Annotated in this window: 13 protein-coding genes; 9 read left to right on the forward strand and 4 right to left on the reverse strand. The window is 46.7% G+C overall.

The features are described from left to right. Positions 1-17 precede the first annotated feature (17 nt). Complete coding sequence (rsmI, locus tag NI467_RS06880; RefSeq protein WP_253152026.1) at positions 18-860, reverse strand: 16S rRNA (cytidine(1402)-2'-O)-methyltransferase; 843 nt, start codon at positions 858-860, stop codon at positions 18-20. Positions 861-870: 10 nt separating this feature from the next. On the opposite strand from rsmI, the gene NI467_RS06885 reads away from it, so the two are divergent. The 4 genes from NI467_RS06885 to NI467_RS06900 all read left to right on the forward strand — a co-directional run bounded on the left by NI467_RS06885 (position 871) and on the right by NI467_RS06900 (position 3945). After that, positions 871-1830: a penicillin-binding protein activator gene (locus NI467_RS06885; protein WP_174660057.1), complete on the forward strand. Its 960-nt coding sequence runs from the start codon at positions 871-873 to the stop codon at positions 1828-1830. A gap of 3 nt (positions 1831-1833) precedes the next feature. Continuing rightward, on the forward strand, positions 1834-2253 hold the full coding sequence (locus tag NI467_RS06890; RefSeq protein ID WP_151203318.1) for a YraN family protein: 420 nt from the start codon (positions 1834-1836) through the stop codon (positions 2251-2253). Between the two features lie 134 nt (positions 2254-2387). Next, on the forward strand, positions 2388-3077 hold the full coding sequence (locus NI467_RS06895) for a BON domain-containing protein (RefSeq protein WP_151203319.1): 690 nt from the start codon (positions 2388-2390) through the stop codon (positions 3075-3077). After that, positions 3067-3945, forward strand: a complete 879-nt coding sequence (locus NI467_RS06900) for an alpha/beta hydrolase (protein WP_151203320.1) — start codon at positions 3067-3069, stop codon at positions 3943-3945. Before NI467_RS06895 ends, NI467_RS06900 begins: the two co-directional genes overlap by 11 nt. A 72-nt stretch (positions 3946-4017) precedes the next feature. On the opposite strand, the gene nudC is transcribed toward NI467_RS06900, so the two are convergent. The 3 genes from nudC to dnaQ all read right to left on the reverse strand — a co-directional run bounded on the left by nudC (position 4018) and on the right by dnaQ (position 7939). After that, positions 4018-4794: an NAD(+) diphosphatase gene (gene nudC / locus NI467_RS06905; RefSeq protein WP_151203321.1), complete on the reverse strand. Its 777-nt coding sequence runs from the start codon at positions 4792-4794 to the stop codon at positions 4018-4020. Then, positions 4794-6437: a chemotaxis protein gene (locus NI467_RS06910; protein ID WP_253152027.1), complete on the reverse strand. Its 1644-nt coding sequence runs from the start codon at positions 6435-6437 to the stop codon at positions 4794-4796. Before NI467_RS06910 ends, nudC begins: the two co-directional genes overlap by 1 nt. 125 nt (positions 6438-6562) lie before the next feature. Further along, positions 6563-7939 (reverse strand): DNA polymerase III subunit epsilon, encoded by a 1377-nt coding sequence (gene dnaQ / locus NI467_RS06915; RefSeq protein ID WP_253152028.1) that lies wholly within the window; start codon positions 7937-7939, stop codon positions 6563-6565. 203 nt (positions 7940-8142) lie between these two features. Between dnaQ and NI467_RS06920 the strand changes: the two genes are divergently transcribed. The 5 genes from NI467_RS06920 (at position 8143) to NI467_RS06940 (ending at position 16712) form a co-directional block, all read left to right on the forward strand. Continuing rightward, on the forward strand, positions 8143-11370 hold the full coding sequence (locus NI467_RS06920) for a LysM peptidoglycan-binding domain-containing protein (RefSeq protein ID WP_253152029.1): 3228 nt from the start codon (positions 8143-8145) through the stop codon (positions 11368-11370). Between the two features lie 40 nt (positions 11371-11410). Further along, positions 11411-13219 (forward strand): extracellular solute-binding protein, encoded by a 1809-nt coding sequence (locus tag NI467_RS06925; RefSeq protein ID WP_253152067.1) that lies wholly within the window; start codon positions 11411-11413, stop codon positions 13217-13219. A 22-nt stretch (positions 13220-13241) separates the two neighbouring features. Next, positions 13242-14285: an ABC transporter permease subunit gene (locus tag NI467_RS06930; protein ID WP_253152030.1), complete on the forward strand. Its 1044-nt coding sequence runs from the start codon at positions 13242-13244 to the stop codon at positions 14283-14285. Beyond that, entirely contained in the window at positions 14285-15295 is a 1011-nt protein-coding gene (locus tag NI467_RS06935; RefSeq protein ID WP_253152031.1) for an ABC transporter permease, read from the forward strand. Before NI467_RS06930 ends, NI467_RS06935 begins: the two co-directional genes overlap by 1 nt. Before the next feature lie 172 nt (positions 15296-15467). Then, entirely contained in the window at positions 15468-16712 is a 1245-nt protein-coding gene (locus tag NI467_RS06940; protein WP_253152032.1) for an NADH:flavin oxidoreductase/NADH oxidase family protein, read from the forward strand. The last annotated feature ends 8 nt before the right edge of the window (positions 16713-16720 follow it).

The following is a 16720-nucleotide window of genomic DNA, read 5'->3' on the forward strand; positions in this document are numbered from 1 at the left end:
TTTTTTTGAAGAATGCATTAGCCATTTGCAGCGGTCAGTTCCAATGCACGCTGATAGGCGATTTTTTTCTTGATGCCAGTGAGATCAGCAGCCAGTTGGGAGGTGGCTTTGACCGAGAGATCCTGTAATAAGCGCAGTAAAAGTTTGTCCAGTTTTTCCTGATCCAGATCTTTTTCTACCGTTGCACCACCGACCACCAGCACAATTTCACCTTTTTGCTGATTATGATCCTGAGCAATAAATTCCACCAGTTCAGCCAAGGTCATTTTTTTGATGGTTTCAAAAGTCTTTGTAATTTCACGGGCAAAGCCGACAGGGCGCTCTGCACCAAAAACCTGAGCCAAATCTTTGACACATTCCAGAATCCGATGCGGCGCTTCGTAAAAAATCAGGGTCTGGCTTTCATCTTTGAGTTTTTCCAGAGTTAACAGACGCTGGCTTTGTTTTGAAGGCAAAAAGCCTTCAAAGCTAAAACGGTCACTAGGCAGACCTGCAGCACTTAGGGCGGCAATTGCTGCACAGGCACCCGGTACCGGAACCACCCGGATATTGTGCTCTTGTGCTGCACGGACAAACTTGAAGCCTGGGTCACTGATCAGGGGAGTACCGGCATCACTGATCAGTGCCATATCTTCACCCATGAGCAGCCGTGCAATCAGCTGTTCAATCTTGTTGCTTTCGTTGTGTTCATGGCAGGCCGTCAGCGGTGTTTGAATATTAAAATGTTTAAGTAATTGTGCAGAAGTTCGTGTATCCTCAGCGGCAATAAGACTCACCGATTTTAAAACTTGAATTGCACGATAACTAATATCATCTAAGTGCCCGATTGGAGTCGCAACAACAAATAACTGAGCACTCATAGGTTTCTCCATGTGGAATAAAATGAATAATAAAAAATGGAAGATTAAAAATAAAATATTGTGCTTAAGCCTGCTGCTCTGCTGTAGCAGTGTACAGGCGGAAGTGCTGATCATTCTACCTGAATCTGGCCCTTTGGCGCGAGCTGCATCCAGTATCAAACAGGGTTTTCTAAGTGCCTATCAGGTTTCCGGGCAGAAAGTCCCGCTAAGATGGGTTAATTCTGACCAGAAGAAAATCCCCCAACTATTGAAACAGCATGTCAATAAAAAGACCCAGCTGGTGATTGGCCCACTGGCCCGTCAGGATGTTGAGCAATTGATTCAAAGCAGGCCCGGAATTCGCACCTTAAGCTTAAATGAAGCGACGTCAAAGACCGCCAAGGTCTGGCAATTCAGTCTGTCGAAAAGAGATGATGCAGCTGCCTTAAAACAGCAAATCTCTCAAGACGGTATCCAGCAGCTTCTGGTGCTACGCCAGCCAGGACATGAAACGGAACATGAGCTTGTACTGATGTCACTGCTGAGCCAGAGCAATTTACAATTACATCTGGTTGAGAAACCGCCCTTTTTCTTGAAACATAAACAAGGCATATTATTACTTGGTAATGCAGACTGGCTGGCTACTTTACAGGGCTTGGGACATAAACGTATCTATACGGTCGCCCATGCAATTAATGAGCAGTATTCACCGCCACGGGGCATCAAGTTTTGTGATGTGCCCGTACTTTATTTTGGTCACTGGCCCGACGTTCATCAGGCCTATCATCAGAATCCGGTAGATATGTCCTATCAGCGGCTGATTGCCTTTGGGGGCGATGCTTGGCAAATTGCCCAATATTATCTTGCCAATAAAAAACTGAAACAGATTGAGTTTTATGGCCGCACCGGTCTGATTCAGCTATCCGAGCAGGGTGTACAGCGTACACCCTCCTGTTTTCAGCAAACTGCCCATGGCTTGAAGGTATTGTGAAGGATGAGCAGACAAAAACAGTTGGGGCTATGGGCCGAACAGCAGGCGGCCCACCTGATGGAGGAGCAGGGTTTTCAGTTATTGGCCCAGAACTATCATAGTCGTTATGGTGAACTGGATCTGGTGATGCAGCGTGGGCTAGAGCTGGTTTTTGTAGAGGTAAAGGCTCGGGCCAGAACCCGTTATGCCCCAGCGATTGAATCTATTTCTTACACAAAGCAAAGAAAAATCTTACAGACAGCCTTATGTTTTATTCAGCAATCTCCACAATTTATTCATCATGATTATCGTTTCGATGTAATTTGTTTTGATTTTAATCAGTATTTTGCAAAAACCATACAGCATGACTTTTCACTATACCCGTATGATTTGCAATGGATTGAAAATGCTTTTACTTTTGATCAAGAGTTTATTAATCTTTGAACAAAATAAGTCCAGATATGCTTATATTTACTGCAGGAACAGGCTAAAGTCCCCTATAGTGGAATTTATCTGAACTTAAGAACAGACGATTAAATTAAGATAAAGACTGTAAAAAATTGAAGGAGTCTTGCTGAGTGGTTAAGCGTATTGCAATAACAATGCTGTGTGTCGCAAGTTTATCGGGTTGTGCCAGCTTTATTTCCAGTGGTACAGGTACGGCTCCTGTAGGTACCGAAAGTGGTGTACGAACGTTGGGACAGGTGTTTATTGATTCTTCTATTGTGCGTACTGCAAAAATTAATCTTTATAAACTGGATTCGCGTTTTAAACAGGCGCGGGTCAATATTGAAAGTTTCCATGGCAATGTGCTGTTGACGGGGCAGGTGCCAGATGCGCATCTTAAGCAGCTGGCAGAAGATAATGTCAAGTCGATGAGCGATGTGAAAGCCGTCCATAACTTTATTACAGTAGGTAATCAGATCAGCTATAACACCATCATGCAGGATACGGCAGTGACCGCCAATACCCGTGGCCTGATTATGAAAGCACCGGTGGTGTCAGACAGTAAGCTGCATATCCATACCGAAGATGGCGTATTGTATGTGATGGGGCGCTTAAACAATGCGGAAATTAATGACCTGAATCAGGTGCTGCAACAGGTAGGCAATGTCACAAAAATTGTCACTTTGATTGATAATATCGAACAGAGTTCAACGCTAAACGGGCAGGATTTTGCGGCACCGGCTTCCTATGCGCAACCTGGCCTGGAACAGACACCAGTTGCCATTGATCCAGATGCGATTGAGCCAACCGATGCTCCATAAGGTTGAGCATTTAAGAACGCAACTGTCAAATCAGTTACTTGAAGTCCAGCAACGCTATAAAGATTTGCGAGTATATGATGTTGGCAGTTATGCGTTGAATCGTTTAACCCCCCGACAGGGTTATAGTTTTGAACACCAGCTGGCTTATGGACTGAAAGCTCGGCAGCGCTTTGACTTGTTCCGCAGTCATCAGCCTTTATCTCATCGGCCACTGATTGTATTTGTACATGGCGGTGCATGGCTGCATGGGGACAAAAAGGATTATCGCTTCATTGGCGAAGCTTTTGCCAAAGAAGGCTATGATGTCGTCGTTATGAATTATCATCTGGCGCCTGAACATATTTTCCCGATGTATATTAATGACCTGCATTTATTGCTTAATCATTTACAGCAGGCAGAAACGCAGTTAAACATTTCTACAGAAAATCTGGTCTTGATGGGGCATTCTGCCGGGGCATTTAATGTAATGTCGGCTTTATATCATCCACAAAAGGCAATGATTCAGCGCGAGAATATCCGAGCTATTATTGGACTAGCCGGGCCTTACCATTTCGATTATAGAAATGATCCGATCTGTGCCGATGCCTTTGATCAGTCGATTCCCTATCAGCAGGTGATGCCTTATTATTTTGTAGAAAACAGCTCAACCAGGCATTATCTGTTTATGGCGGAAAGAGACACTATTGTTGGCCATTTCAATAGTCAGGACTTGAGTCAGGTCCTGAAAGATCATGGTAATCATTGTGAATTGGTGACAATTCCAAAGCTTGGACATATTACCCTGATTGGTTCATTGTCCAGTTTGTTTAGCCGCTTCTTTGAAACCAAGCCGCGTGTAATGTGGGCGCTTGAGGATGCTTTTAGATAAAGAGCTATCTGTGTAATTCAAACGCTTAGCAATAAAAAGCCCGGTTTAAACCGGGCTTTTTGATTAAATCTTTTAGAGCCAGGCCCGGGTGTCATCAGCCACCGGGAGACCTTGGGTCACGTGCATAATCATGGCGTGGGCAATACTGCCTTTAAATGGAATCTCGGGCAGCTGGTCAAATTTGAAGAATTGCGCATCACTGATTTCCTCTTCCTGCAACTGTAACTCACCTCCCGCATATTCTGCTTTAAATGCAATCATCAGGTTGCTGGGGAAAGGCCAGGGTTGGCTGGCCAGATACTGGATGTTTGTCAGTTCCAAGCCTACTTCTTCAAAAGTTTCACGACGGACTGCTTCTTCAAGGGTTTCTCCGACCTCTACAAAGCCAGCAATCAGGCCATACATCTGACTGTTCTTGTTGCGTGCATTTTTGGCCAGCAGTATTTCATTCTCACCTCGGGTAATAACCGTAATGACACAAGGCTGAACTCGGGGGTATTGACGATAATGACAAGCAGGACAGACCATGGCATGTTCTGTGGCATGAGCTTCAGTCGCTGTGCCGCAGTGACTGCAGAATTTGTGGTTACGGCGCCATTCCAGTAATTGCACGGCGCGGCTGGCCTGTTCAAATTGCTGGGCATTCCAGAATTGTAACAGCTGACGGATGGGCACCAGTTGCAGGCCGTCAGGGATCGGCTCTTGCGGAAGCAGGTCACGGGCAATTACCTGATCATCCGTGTTCAGTAGCAAATCACCTGCGAGTGCTTCAACTCGCGGAAGTTGAAAGTGTTGATCGACCAGCAACTGTTGCTGCTGGAAAATATAAGCCAGTGATAATTTAGACATTAGGCAACGCTTTTCAGTTTTTCACTACTGTCTAATGCTATCTTAAACATGGACTGTAATACAGGCTGTTTATTCTTTAAGTTATTAATCATCATATCCGCGCTTGCCAGTGCATCCAGTGCGTGATGCACTTCCTCTGGACTGAGAGCCGTTGACAGTTCAAAGCGCTTCTTGATAAAGGCCGCTGTGGTCACAAAGGCTGTACGGACCTGTTCAGCATTCAGGAACATCATCGCCCCGCCAATTTCAATCAACTGTGCTGGTACAGCTTCGAGTGCGGCCAGATCCTGCTCTTGCAGATAATTGCTCAGAGTCTGGCTAGACAGTTCGATGATTGCCTGGGTTTCATTCAATAGGGCGGTATGAGCTTCATCCAGACGGTCGAGTGAAACATTCATATTATTCACCCGCAGCTGTAGACGGCTCGAAGTATGATGACGTTCCAGCACTCCAATCGAGTTCATGGCTGACAGAATGACATTCATCAGTTGCTGGGCAAAGTTTTCATCTTTGAGAATATCCGCCTGACTCAATGACGCGGCTTGCTGGGTCAGGTCATTGTAGGCTTCATTCAGGTTCAGAACCTTAAAGATATTGGCCAGATTATTCAACTGAAGCTGAAGTTCCTGCGTTTTTTTAGGACTCATATTGTGATAGTTGTATTCAATCTCATTACGAATCTGTGCCATTTCTGTGGTCACCAGTTCACTGATCGTCTGCATGGTTTCAAAGTCAGGCCCATAGAGATGACGGCTGAATACCTGCAATTGCGTATCAGTGAGCAGCTCATCGCCAATGTTGAGCTGGTTACGGATATGTTGTGAGATAGAATCTTCCTGACTGATGCAAAGGCTAATTACATTGGCCAGATCGCTCATGGAGGCCTTAAAGCTTTGCGGTGTATTAAAGTACTGCGCCATATTGCGTTCGATGCTGATCAGGGTGCGCAAACGCGGTTCATTAATCAGCAAGTGCTCAATATTGTTAAAAGCCACATGGACCAGATGCCAGTATTGCTTACTCGGATGATTGACGGCCAGACCTGCCAGATAGGTACCGACCAGCTTGATTGCCTGCAAATCCATCTCGCTTTCTTCCTGTTTTAGCAGCTTGTTTAGAGACAGCTTGTACAGGCGTTGTACATAGTTGGATTTTTCCAGACCTGGCGCTTGCGGTAACTGGAAGTCCGGGGTAATCAGATCCAGTAGAGGTTCAATATGCTGACCTTCGGTAGTTAGCGGTTTGCCCAGCGCAATTTCCAGACGGTTCAGGGTATCCAGCAGGAACTGTGGAATCTTCACTTCACGCAGACAGATAAATTCGATATAGCGTTTCAGCATGGTGGTGCCTTCACTCAACGCGATCACGTCCTGAGTATTTACCTGGGCCGGATTTTCTATAATCTTGCGCATAAGTTCTGCTGAATATTGAGCAATTTTTGCCAGACTTTGCATATCAATCAGAGCCAGAACCTGCGCACACTGTTCAAACTGATTTAATGCATCATCAATACCAAAAGGTAAGGCCTGATCTTCTACCAAGGTGCTTACTGCTGATTCGACTAACTTGATCGAGTTATCAACCTCATTTTTTATTATCAGTAATGCTGTTGGATCAAAATGTATAGAGGTTTGGTAAGACATGGATCTGCACCTTTCCTGAAGTATTATCTATATATGCGTCCCGTTTTATTGGACGGAACTGTTTGTAATTACTATAACTGAAGAACTGTATTTTTAAAGCGAAATTACTGCTCGAAATCTAGATTTTATTTGGCAAAAAGGCAAGGAGTTCCATGCTTTTCCTGAAATTGTTTGACCCACTTCTCATGTTCTGCAAGTTCTTCATCTGATGGAAGAATCACCGGCAGCTCCATCTCGATCCGGGCGCTGCCAGAACGGTTCCCTTGTTCTTCTGTCTGAGAGAGGGCATCCATATCAAAAGAAACCTGTCCACCGGTCATTGCCAGATAGACATCGGACAGAATTTCCGCATCCAGCAAGGCGCCGTGGAAGGTACGGTCGCGTTGTGGAATTTCATAACGGCGTACCAGTGCATCAAGGGAGTTTTTCTGTCCAGGATGCTTGGATTTGGCCATAGCCAGAGTATCGGTAACTTCACATACTTCGGACAACGCAACATGCCCTGCACGCTTGAACTCCATATCTAGGAAGTTCATATCAAAGGTCGCGTTATGCGCAATAATCTCGGCTCCTTGCAGATAGTCAAACAGGACCTGAGAAATTTCTTCAAATAATGGCTTGTCTTGCAGGAATTCATCAGTAATGCCGTGGACATTGACCGAATCGCCGACCGGTTTTTGAGGGTTGGTATAAATATGAATCGAGCTGCCAGTGAGTTTGCGGTTAATCATCTCGATTGCACCAATCTCAATAATTCGGTCACCATCCTGATAGTAAAAACCAGTAGTTTCCGTATCCAGGATTAATTGGCGTGGGCCATGTAACTCTACTGTTGCAGGTGTAATGACAATATGTGGATGCATCTGAACCGGCTGGGCTTCATTCATGGCCTGAGAATGAGAGTTTGGTTCTGGGGCTGCCGTATCTATTTCAGTTTCTTCAACCTCAATCGGCTCTTCCAGTTCTTCTTCATCATCAGTCATCAGGTCTAGACCAAACGGATCGTCTAGCAGCCAGTCGGGTTCAGATTTTTTTTTATCTTCCGTGGTGGAAGCAGATGAAGCGGACAGTTTGGATTTTTTCAGGGTTTCATCAGCGCCCTGATTGGCTAGCAGGTCGGCCATTTCATTGCCCGCATGACCGGCATGGCCTTTGATCCAGTGCCATTCAATTTCACGTCCCTGGCAGCTTGCATCCAGTTCTTGCCAGAGGTCGGGATTTTTAACATCTTTCCAGTTTTTCTTTTTCCAGCCGTGAATCCATTCGGTAATGCCTTGTTTGACATAATTGGAGTCGGTATAGATCACCAGTTTTGCATCTTTGGGGCAGAACTCAATTCCTTTGATGGCGGCAGTCAGTTCCATACGGTTATTGGTGGTATGGTCTTCGCCACCACAAATTTTATGTTCCTGCTGTCCGCTAACAATATATGCCCCCCAGCCGCCTAAACCTGGATTGCCACGGCAAGCGCCATCAACATAGAGGGTAATTGTGTGTGACATATATAAATCCGATCAGAAAAGAACATGATGAGCCGATATTGTATAACGCAAATGCAGCGGATTAAGCTACTCGTAGCGGTTTTTTTAATTTCTTGTAACATTTAACGTGAAATCAGGGTAAATTATTGCCTTGTGTCTCCGACATGCTTAACTACAATGGCATATCTTAAAAAATAAATTATACGGATTGTTTGGATTTCTTTATGTATAAACCAACCGCAACTTTGTGGCAGCCTGATTTCCCCATCTTGTTAAAACTTTCTGTACTTGGAACGGCGCTTGCTTCCTTGGGACTGACCGGCTGTTCATCTACACAAAGTGCGACCCAAACAGGTTCCAGTAAAAAAGTCAGTTCGCAATATCTGGATGCCAACGGTCTGGATGGACTTGAAGATCTGCTTTCTGCTACCGATATGCGGGCAGTGGAAGGGGATCGTTTGCAGGTTCTAAAGCATGGTGATATCTGGAAGCGCATGACTGTGGGCTTCAAGATGGATTTAACCGTCTGGAACCCGCGTATTGATGCCCAGCGTGGCTGGTTTATTTCCCGTCAGCCTTATCTTGACCGCTTGAGTGCACGTGCTTCGCGTTATTTATATCATACGGTGAAAGAGGCAGAGCGTCGTGGTATGCCGACTGAACTGGCGTTATTACCGATTATTGAAAGTTCTTATGACCCGGCAGCGACCAGTAGTGCGGCAGCAGCAGGCTTGTGGCAGTTTATTCCAAGTACCGGCCGTATTTATGGTTTAAAACAGACCCCGATGTATGATGGCCGTCGTGACGTTGTAGAGTCCACCCGTGCAGCTTATGAATTTTTGGGGAGCCTGTATAACCAGTTTGGTTCCTGGGAGCTGGCACTGGCATCTTATAATGCGGGTCCAGGACGTATTCAACAGGCGATTAACCGTAACAAGGCAGCCGGTTTGCCGACTGACTATTGGTCTTTAAAACTGCCGCAGGAAACGATGAACTATGTGCCGCGCTTTCTGGCAGTGGCACAGATTGTAAAAAATCCTAACCAGTATGGTGTGAGTTTACCGCCCATTGCCAACCGTCCTCACTTCCGTGAAGTGAATGTGGGTGCATCCAGTCTGAATGAGATTGCAGCGATTACCGGTTTAAGCCGTGCAGAACTTTATCAGTTAAACCCGGGACATCGAGGGGAACGGATTGATCCACAAAGCCCGCGCCGTATTCTGATTCCGGCTGACCTGAGTCCATCGATTGATGAGAAACTGAAAAAACTCTCTGGCTCTGGCGGTTTATTGGCGAGTGCTCCAAGCTCTGCTGCTAAAAATTCGACTACCGCGGTGCTTACGACCCGCACACCTTCTGCTGCAACCACCAGCAAGTCCGGTACAGTATCGACTGCTGGAGTGGTGAGTAAAACGGCAAGCTCTACAGCAGCTCAAGTCGCCATGAAATCTGGCAATTCGCTGGCACTTAATACTAAAAAAGTATCCACACCAAAAGGATCGACCGCCTTGGCGGACTTCGCGGCACAAAGTGACTTGCCGATTCCGAGTGCACCACGTATTCCGGTGGCGGTAAGACCCGATACTCCGGTTAAGCCGGTTCAGGTGGAGCCACCAATTTCTGCGGCAGAACGTGAGAAAATTCAAAGTATGCTGGCTGCAGAGAGTGCGGCACAAACGGTAGAAGAGGTTTTACAGCCTGTGGCGACAACCGCTGAGCGTGATGAAGTGGTTGAGGAGCTAAAAGCCTTGGCACCTGCGGGCACAGAAATTGTTGATCCTTATGATGGCAAAATTAAGCTCACTGCCATTCAGACCAGTCTGTCTGTGGCAGAGCAGCAGGGCAAGGAGCTGACCAAAGGTTTTTCCTATCCTAAACAGGTGGCGGAAAATACCCAAGCCAGTTCAGTTGAAGCCCAGCTGAATCAGGGCAAGAACTATGTCAAGACTGACTCGGAAGTGGTCGTGGTGCCACCGAAAGGCAAACGCAGCACTTATACCGTTGTTGCGGGTGATACCTTGGCGCTGATTGCAGCCAAAAATGGGGTGAGCTGGCGTGATGTTGCCAAGTGGAACCAGATTGACCCGAGTGCAACGCTATATGTAGGAACCACGATTTATCTCTATGATGCCAAGCCGGTACAAGCAGCGCCGAAGGCCAAAGAAAAACCGGACAGCTATGTGGTTCAGGCTAATGATTCCTTAACCAGTGTCGCCAGCCAGTTCGGTTTAAGCCTACAGCAATTGGCCGATTTTAATGATCTGGCACCAAGTAGTGGTTTGTTTGTCGGCCAGAAGCTGGCTTTAAAACAAACTGCCACAAAAGCCAAAGCTGAGGATAGCAAAAAAGCAGAAACAGTCAAAATTCAGACCAAGTCTTATACGGTAAAACGTGGTGAATATTTGAAACTGATCGCGGATCGTTATGCCTTGTCGAATGGTGAACTGGCAGCATTGACCCCGGGGTTAACCGCGGGCAGCAGTTTATTGGTCGGACAAAAGATCAATGTGCCATTAAATGAAGTGGCAGAGTTGACTACATCGGGCAAGAAAGTCGAGCAGAAGTTTGAAAATGTCAAAGTAGAGCAGACACCGACAGAAAACTATCAGGTCAAGCGCGGTGAAACCCTGTATAGCATTGCCAGCCAAAGCAAGCTCAGCGTATCGGAACTGGCGGCCTTGAACAGTCTGTCTGCCAATAGCGGCTTGCGTATTGGTCAGACCATCAAAATTCCAGCCACTAGTCGAGTGCCGGAAACTTATACGGTGCAAGCAGGGGACACCTTGACCGGTATCACGGCGAAATACAACCTGTCGATGGACCAGATTGCGGACTTGAATAATATTTCCCGTACAGCCAATCTGCGTGTCGGTCAGCGTTTAAAACTGAGCGGCGAAGCTGAACCTGTGCAGGAAACGCAGGTTGAGAGCAGTACGAAAAATGTCAAGTCTGATACGCATGTGGTGAAATCGGGTGAAACCCTCACTTCGATTGCGCGTCAGTATCATTTGCAGCAGAAGTATCTGGCGGATTTAAACGGACTGAAGAACAATAGCAACCTGCGTATCGGCCAGCGTTTAAAAATTGAAGGTCAGTTTCCGGCCGATAAAAAAGTCGAAGAAGCGAAGGTGACAAATAAATCTTCAGCGTCTAAAGCAACGGAATCTTATACCGTGAAATCCGGCGAGTCTCTGAATGCGATTGCCAAGCGTTTGGGCATAAGCGTGAGTGATCTGGCGGGCCTGAACAATCTCGGTCCGCGTGCAGGGCTGCGTGTTGGTCAGACCATTCAGATTCCAAAACTGGTGACTGAATATAAGATCCAGCGTGGCGATACCTTGATTGGTCTGGCTGCGCGTCATGGTCTGGCAACAGATGAACTGGCAGAAATGAATGAAATCAAACCGAATACGCAATTGCGGATTGGCGAGGTAATTAAGGTTCCAAACTGATTTTTGTCTCGTGAGATTGTTTAATCCCAGTCATATCTGGATGGTAGTGACTGCCCCTTGGCTCATCAGTAGCAGTGGGGCAGCAGTCATCACCACCCCGTATATTGCCCTGCATGGCAGTCCTCAATATGCTCACGCTGAATCTATGCCTTATGCCGACCCTCAAGCGCCCAAAGGTGGGGTGCTGATCCGGGCAGCGGATGGCAGTTTTGATAATCTGAACAGCATGAATGGCAAGGGGAATGTCACTGAAGGGATTAACTATATTTTTGACAGTTTACTGTCGAAGTCGCTGGATGAGCCTGGCGTATATTATCCTTTGCTGGCCGAGAAAGTCAGTTTCGATCCAGAGCAGACCGCCTATATTATTTTCCACTTAAATCCGAAGGCCAGATTCAGTAATGGTCAGCCCGTGACGGCAAAGGATGTTAAATACAGCTTTGAGCTGTATCAGACTCAGTCTAATTTCGGCTTGCAGATGTATCTGGCGGATATTCAACGCATTGAAGTGCTATCTCCCTTAAAAGTCAAAATCAGTTTTAAGTCGCGCCACAATCCGGAAATGGCCATAGGCGTGTCACAAATGCCAATTTATGCGCAGCAGGAATGGCAGCAGCGTAATTTTAAGGAGATCAGCCTGAAACCGATTCTGGGTTCAGGGCCTTATGTGATTGAACGGATTGAAGCTGGACGACGTATTTCCTATAAGCGCAATCCGCATTATTGGGGCCGGGATTTGCCGGTCAATCGTGGGCGTTATAATTTTGACCGGATTCAATATCGATATTACCGCAGTCCGGAAATTAAATTTGAAGCTTTTAAATCAGGCCAGTTCACCCTCCATGAGGAAACTCAGGTCAGCCGCTGGGTGAAAGATTATCGCTTTCCTGCGGTACGGCAAGGCCGGGTCAAGACCTATCGCCTACATCACCATAATCCGATTCCCACACAAAGCCTGGTGTTGAATACTCGGCGTCAGCCTTTTGCCGATATTTACCTCCGTCAGGCGCTGAGTCTGGCCTATGATTTTGAATGGCTAAACAAAGCCATGTTTCATGGAGAGTATCAGCGTTTAAATAGTTTTTTTAGCAATAGTGAACTCGCATCTGGTGGAAAACCCAGTGCTCAGGAGCTGAAGATTTTACAGCCTGAACTGTCTAAATTGCATCCGGTACAGCGTCAAGCAGTATTGCAAAACTGGCAGTATCCACCCTCGGAGGCCTCCGGATTTAACCGCAAAAACCTGCTTCAGGCTCGCAAAATTCTGTTAAAAGCCGGTTATTATTATCAGCAGGGACAGTTGTTGAATGCCCAGGGCAAAACTGTAAAAATCGAGTTTTTATTACATCAGGCCGAGCAGCAGCGTTATCTGATGCCTTATCTCAGGCATTTAAAACGTCTGGGGATTCAGGCTCGAATCCGGATGGTGGAAACTGCACAGTATTATGAGCAGCTAAGAAATTATCAGTTCGATATGATTGTGGATACCATGCCGCAATCGCTGACGCCGGGACAGGAACAAAAGCAGTTGTGGGGTAGTGAGGCTGCAGGCCAGCCTGGCAACTATAATTATGCCGGGATTCGCAATCCGGTGATTGACCGGGTGATTGATCAGGTCATTCAGGCACAAAGCCGCGAGCAGCTGATAGACCGTACTCGGGCCTTGGATCGTTTGCTGCGGGCGGGTTATTATCACATTCCGACATATGGTAGCCGTGAATACTGGTACGCTTACTGGAATATGTATCAGCAACCCAAGATCAAGCCGAAGCTTTCTGCCGGCATTGATTACTGGTGGGTTGATGCTGGTAAGGCCAAGCAAATAGCACCTTATTTAAAATATCGCTAAGTTTCTAGTCCCGAGGAGTACCATGAGTACTTATATACTCAAACGTCTGCTACTCATGATTCCAACATTATTCGTCATTTTACTGATCAATTTTGTGGTAATTCAGCTTGCACCGGGTGGTCCTGTAGAACAGGCGATTTATCAGGCGCAGCACGTTAACCCTCTGGGGGCGAATGGCTTGAGATATCAGGGGCAGCAAGGTCTGACGCCTGAAATGCTGGAGCAGATTAAAATTCAATATGGATTTGACCAGCCGCTCTATCTGCGTTTCTGGGAACTGCTGAAAAGCTATGCCCAGTTTGACTTGGGACACAGTTTTTTTAAAGGGCAGGCTGTAACAGACCTCATCTGGGAAAAACTTCCTGTCTCATTGTCTTTAGGCCTGTGGAGTACGGTGCTGATCTATCTGGTCTCGATTCCTCTGGGCATCCAGAAAGCTAAAAAGCATGGCAGCCTGTTTGACCAGACTACCTCCTTGCTGTTGGCGGTCGGTTATGCCATTCCAGCCTTTATTTTTGCGATTTTGCTGATTGTATTGTTTGCAGGTGGCTCTTATCTGCAATGGTTTCCTTTGCAAGGCCTAAGCTCGGAAAATTTTGCTGAATTATCTTTTTGGGGGAAAATCCGGGATTATTTTTGGCATATGGCGCTGCCCTTGCTGGCTATTGTACTGGGCGGTTTTTCCCGACTGACCTATCTGGTGAAATTTTCCTTTGTCGAGGAGCTGGGCAAACATTATGTACTGGCAGCGCAAGCCAAAGGCCTACAGGAACGGGCAGTGCTGTATCGGCATGTATTGCGGAATGCTGTGCTGGTTCTGGTTGCCGGTTTACCTGAGGCACTGCTCGGCATTCTATTTGTCGGTAACCTGTTTATCGAAATCATCTTCAATCTGGATGGTTTGGGGCTGCTGGGATTTGAGGCGATTATGCAGCGGGATTATCCGGTAATTTTCGGAACGCTCTTTATTTTTAGCTTGCTGGGTCTGCTTCTGCGTTTACTCAGTGATGTGCTGTACCGGGTAATTGATCCACGGATTCATTTTGAATCGCGAGGATTGAAATAATGTCACCGATGCTGCGTGCCAGCCTGCAACGCTTTAAAAATAACCGGACCGGTTTTGCCTGTTTCATTGCATTTTTAATGATTCTGCTGCTTTCGTTGGGCGCGGAACTGATTGCCAATGATAAACCCCTGCTGGTCAAATATCAGGATGCTTATTATCTGCCCGTACTGAAGGCCTATCCTGAAACCACCTTTGGTGGCATTTTTGAAACTGAGGCTGAATATCAGGACCCGGCTGTGCAGCAGCTGATCCATGCCAATGGTTGGGTGCTTTGGCCGGTTATCCGGTTTTCCTATGACACACCCAATCTGGCGCTGGATGTGCCGCTTCCTGCACCCCCCAGTCGGCAGAACTGGTTAGGGACAGATGATCAGGGGCGAGATGTGTTGGCCCGGATTCTGTATGGCTTGCGTATTTCCCTGCTATTTGGTTTTGCATTGACTTTGCTGTCTGCAGCCCTCGGTATTCTGGTCGGCGCAATCCAGGGCTATTATGCCGGCTGGGTAGACCTGATTGGGCAACGGATTCTCGAAGTCTGGGGCAGTTTGCCAATGCTGTTTATGGTGATGATTCTGGTCAGTCTGTTCAGTCCGAATATTTACTGGCTGTTTTTGATCATGCTGTTCTTTGGCTGGACCACGCTGGTGTCGATGGTGCGGGCTGAATTTTTGCGAGCGAGAAATCTGGAGTATGTCTGGGCTGCCAGAAGTATGGGTGCAGGCCATGGCCGGATTATGTTCCGGCATATCTTGCCCAATGTCATCGGTTCGAGCCTGTCGCAGCTTCCTTTTATGCTGACCGCTAATATTAGCGCCCTGACTGCTTTGGATTTTTTTGGGTATGGCTTGCCACCTGAAACAGCTTCTCTGGGTGAACTGTTACTACAAGGAAAAAATAATTTAAATGCGCCTTGGCTGGCCTGGTCTGGCTTTCTGACCTTGGCAATTGTGCTGTCCCTGCTCATTTATACGGGAGAAGCCATACGGGATGCTTTTGATCCTAAAACTTAAACTTCTCACTTCATTCCAGCTAAAAAAGATGCATCGTCTTAAACATAGAGCAAATAAATTTGTGATCAGTCATCTTAAATAAAATTTGTGTCAATTTGACAAGTTGAATTGTCAAATTTTCTGACTTGGGTTATAACACATACAAAATAAGATAAATACCTTAGGAATATACATGACAAAATTGGCTGATTCTATCCAGATTCGTAATACCCAGTTTAAAAATCGCATTATTAAAGGCGCGATGAGTGAAGCGCTGGCCAATGATGCAGGTCAGCCGAATCAGGCCCATTTAAAACTTTATGAAGCTTGGGCCAAAGGCGGTTTGGGCTGCGCGATTACCGGCAACGTCATGGTGGATTTTCGTGCCAAAAATGAACCTGGCGTGGTCGTGGTGGAAACCGAACGTGATCTGGCACAGCTCCAGGCGTGGGCTGAAGTGGGCAAACGTCATGGTATGGTGCAGCTGGTTCAGTTGTCTCATCCGGGGCGTCAGTGTCCTAAAGGATTAAATAAAGAGACGGTTGCACCTTCGGCTGTGCCTTTTAGCCCGGCGCTGGCGGTAAGTTTTGGGACACCGCGTGAACTAGGTGAAGATGAGATTCTAGATATTATTCAGCGCTTTGCGACTTCAGCAGCCATCTGTGAAAAGGCCGGGTTTGAAGGTGTGCAATTACATGGCGCACATGGTTATCTGATCAGCCAGTTTTTATCACCGCTGACGAATAAGCGTCAGGACCAGTGGGGTGGCAGTATTGAAAACCGCAGCCGTTTTCTGCTTGAGACTTATCAGGCGGTGCGTGCCGCAACCTCGGAAAACTTCATTATCTCAGTCAAGCTGAACTCCGCGGATTTCCAGCGTGGTGGTATTAGTGAAGAAGATGTGATCTATGTCTTTAAAGCCATGGATGCCGCAGGTATTGATATGATCGAGGTATCTGGCGGGACTTATGAAGCACCGGCCATGGCAGGAGTAAAAGCGGAAAAACGTAAAGCTTCAACCGTGGCACGAGAGGCCTATTTCCTCGACTTTGCCGAGAAGATTCGTCAGGAAGTAAATTGCCATCTGATGGTGACGGGTGGCTTCCGTACTGCAGCGGGTATGAATGCCGCCTTGGAAAGTGGTGCATGCGAATTTGTGGGTATTGCCCGCCCATTTGCGGTTGAGCCCGATCTGGGCGATCGTCTGGTTGCCGGGGAGGATGTGCGTTATGCCGTGGAGAAAATTAGAACCGGTATTCCAATGGTTGATAAAATGGCCATTATGGAAATTATCTGGTATGCCGCACAGTTTAAGGAAATTGCCAAAGGCAATCAGCCGAATCCAAAACTATCACCTCTAAAAGTTTTTCTGAATTATTTAAAAGGTAATGTAAAAGCCGTGATTAAAGGTCAGATCAATTCACGTAAATCAGCTTGATAGCTATA

It is taken from the genome of Acinetobacter sp. S4397-1 (genome assembly GCF_024129285.1).
GTDB lineage: Bacteria > Pseudomonadota > Gammaproteobacteria > Pseudomonadales > Moraxellaceae > Acinetobacter > Acinetobacter lwoffii_C.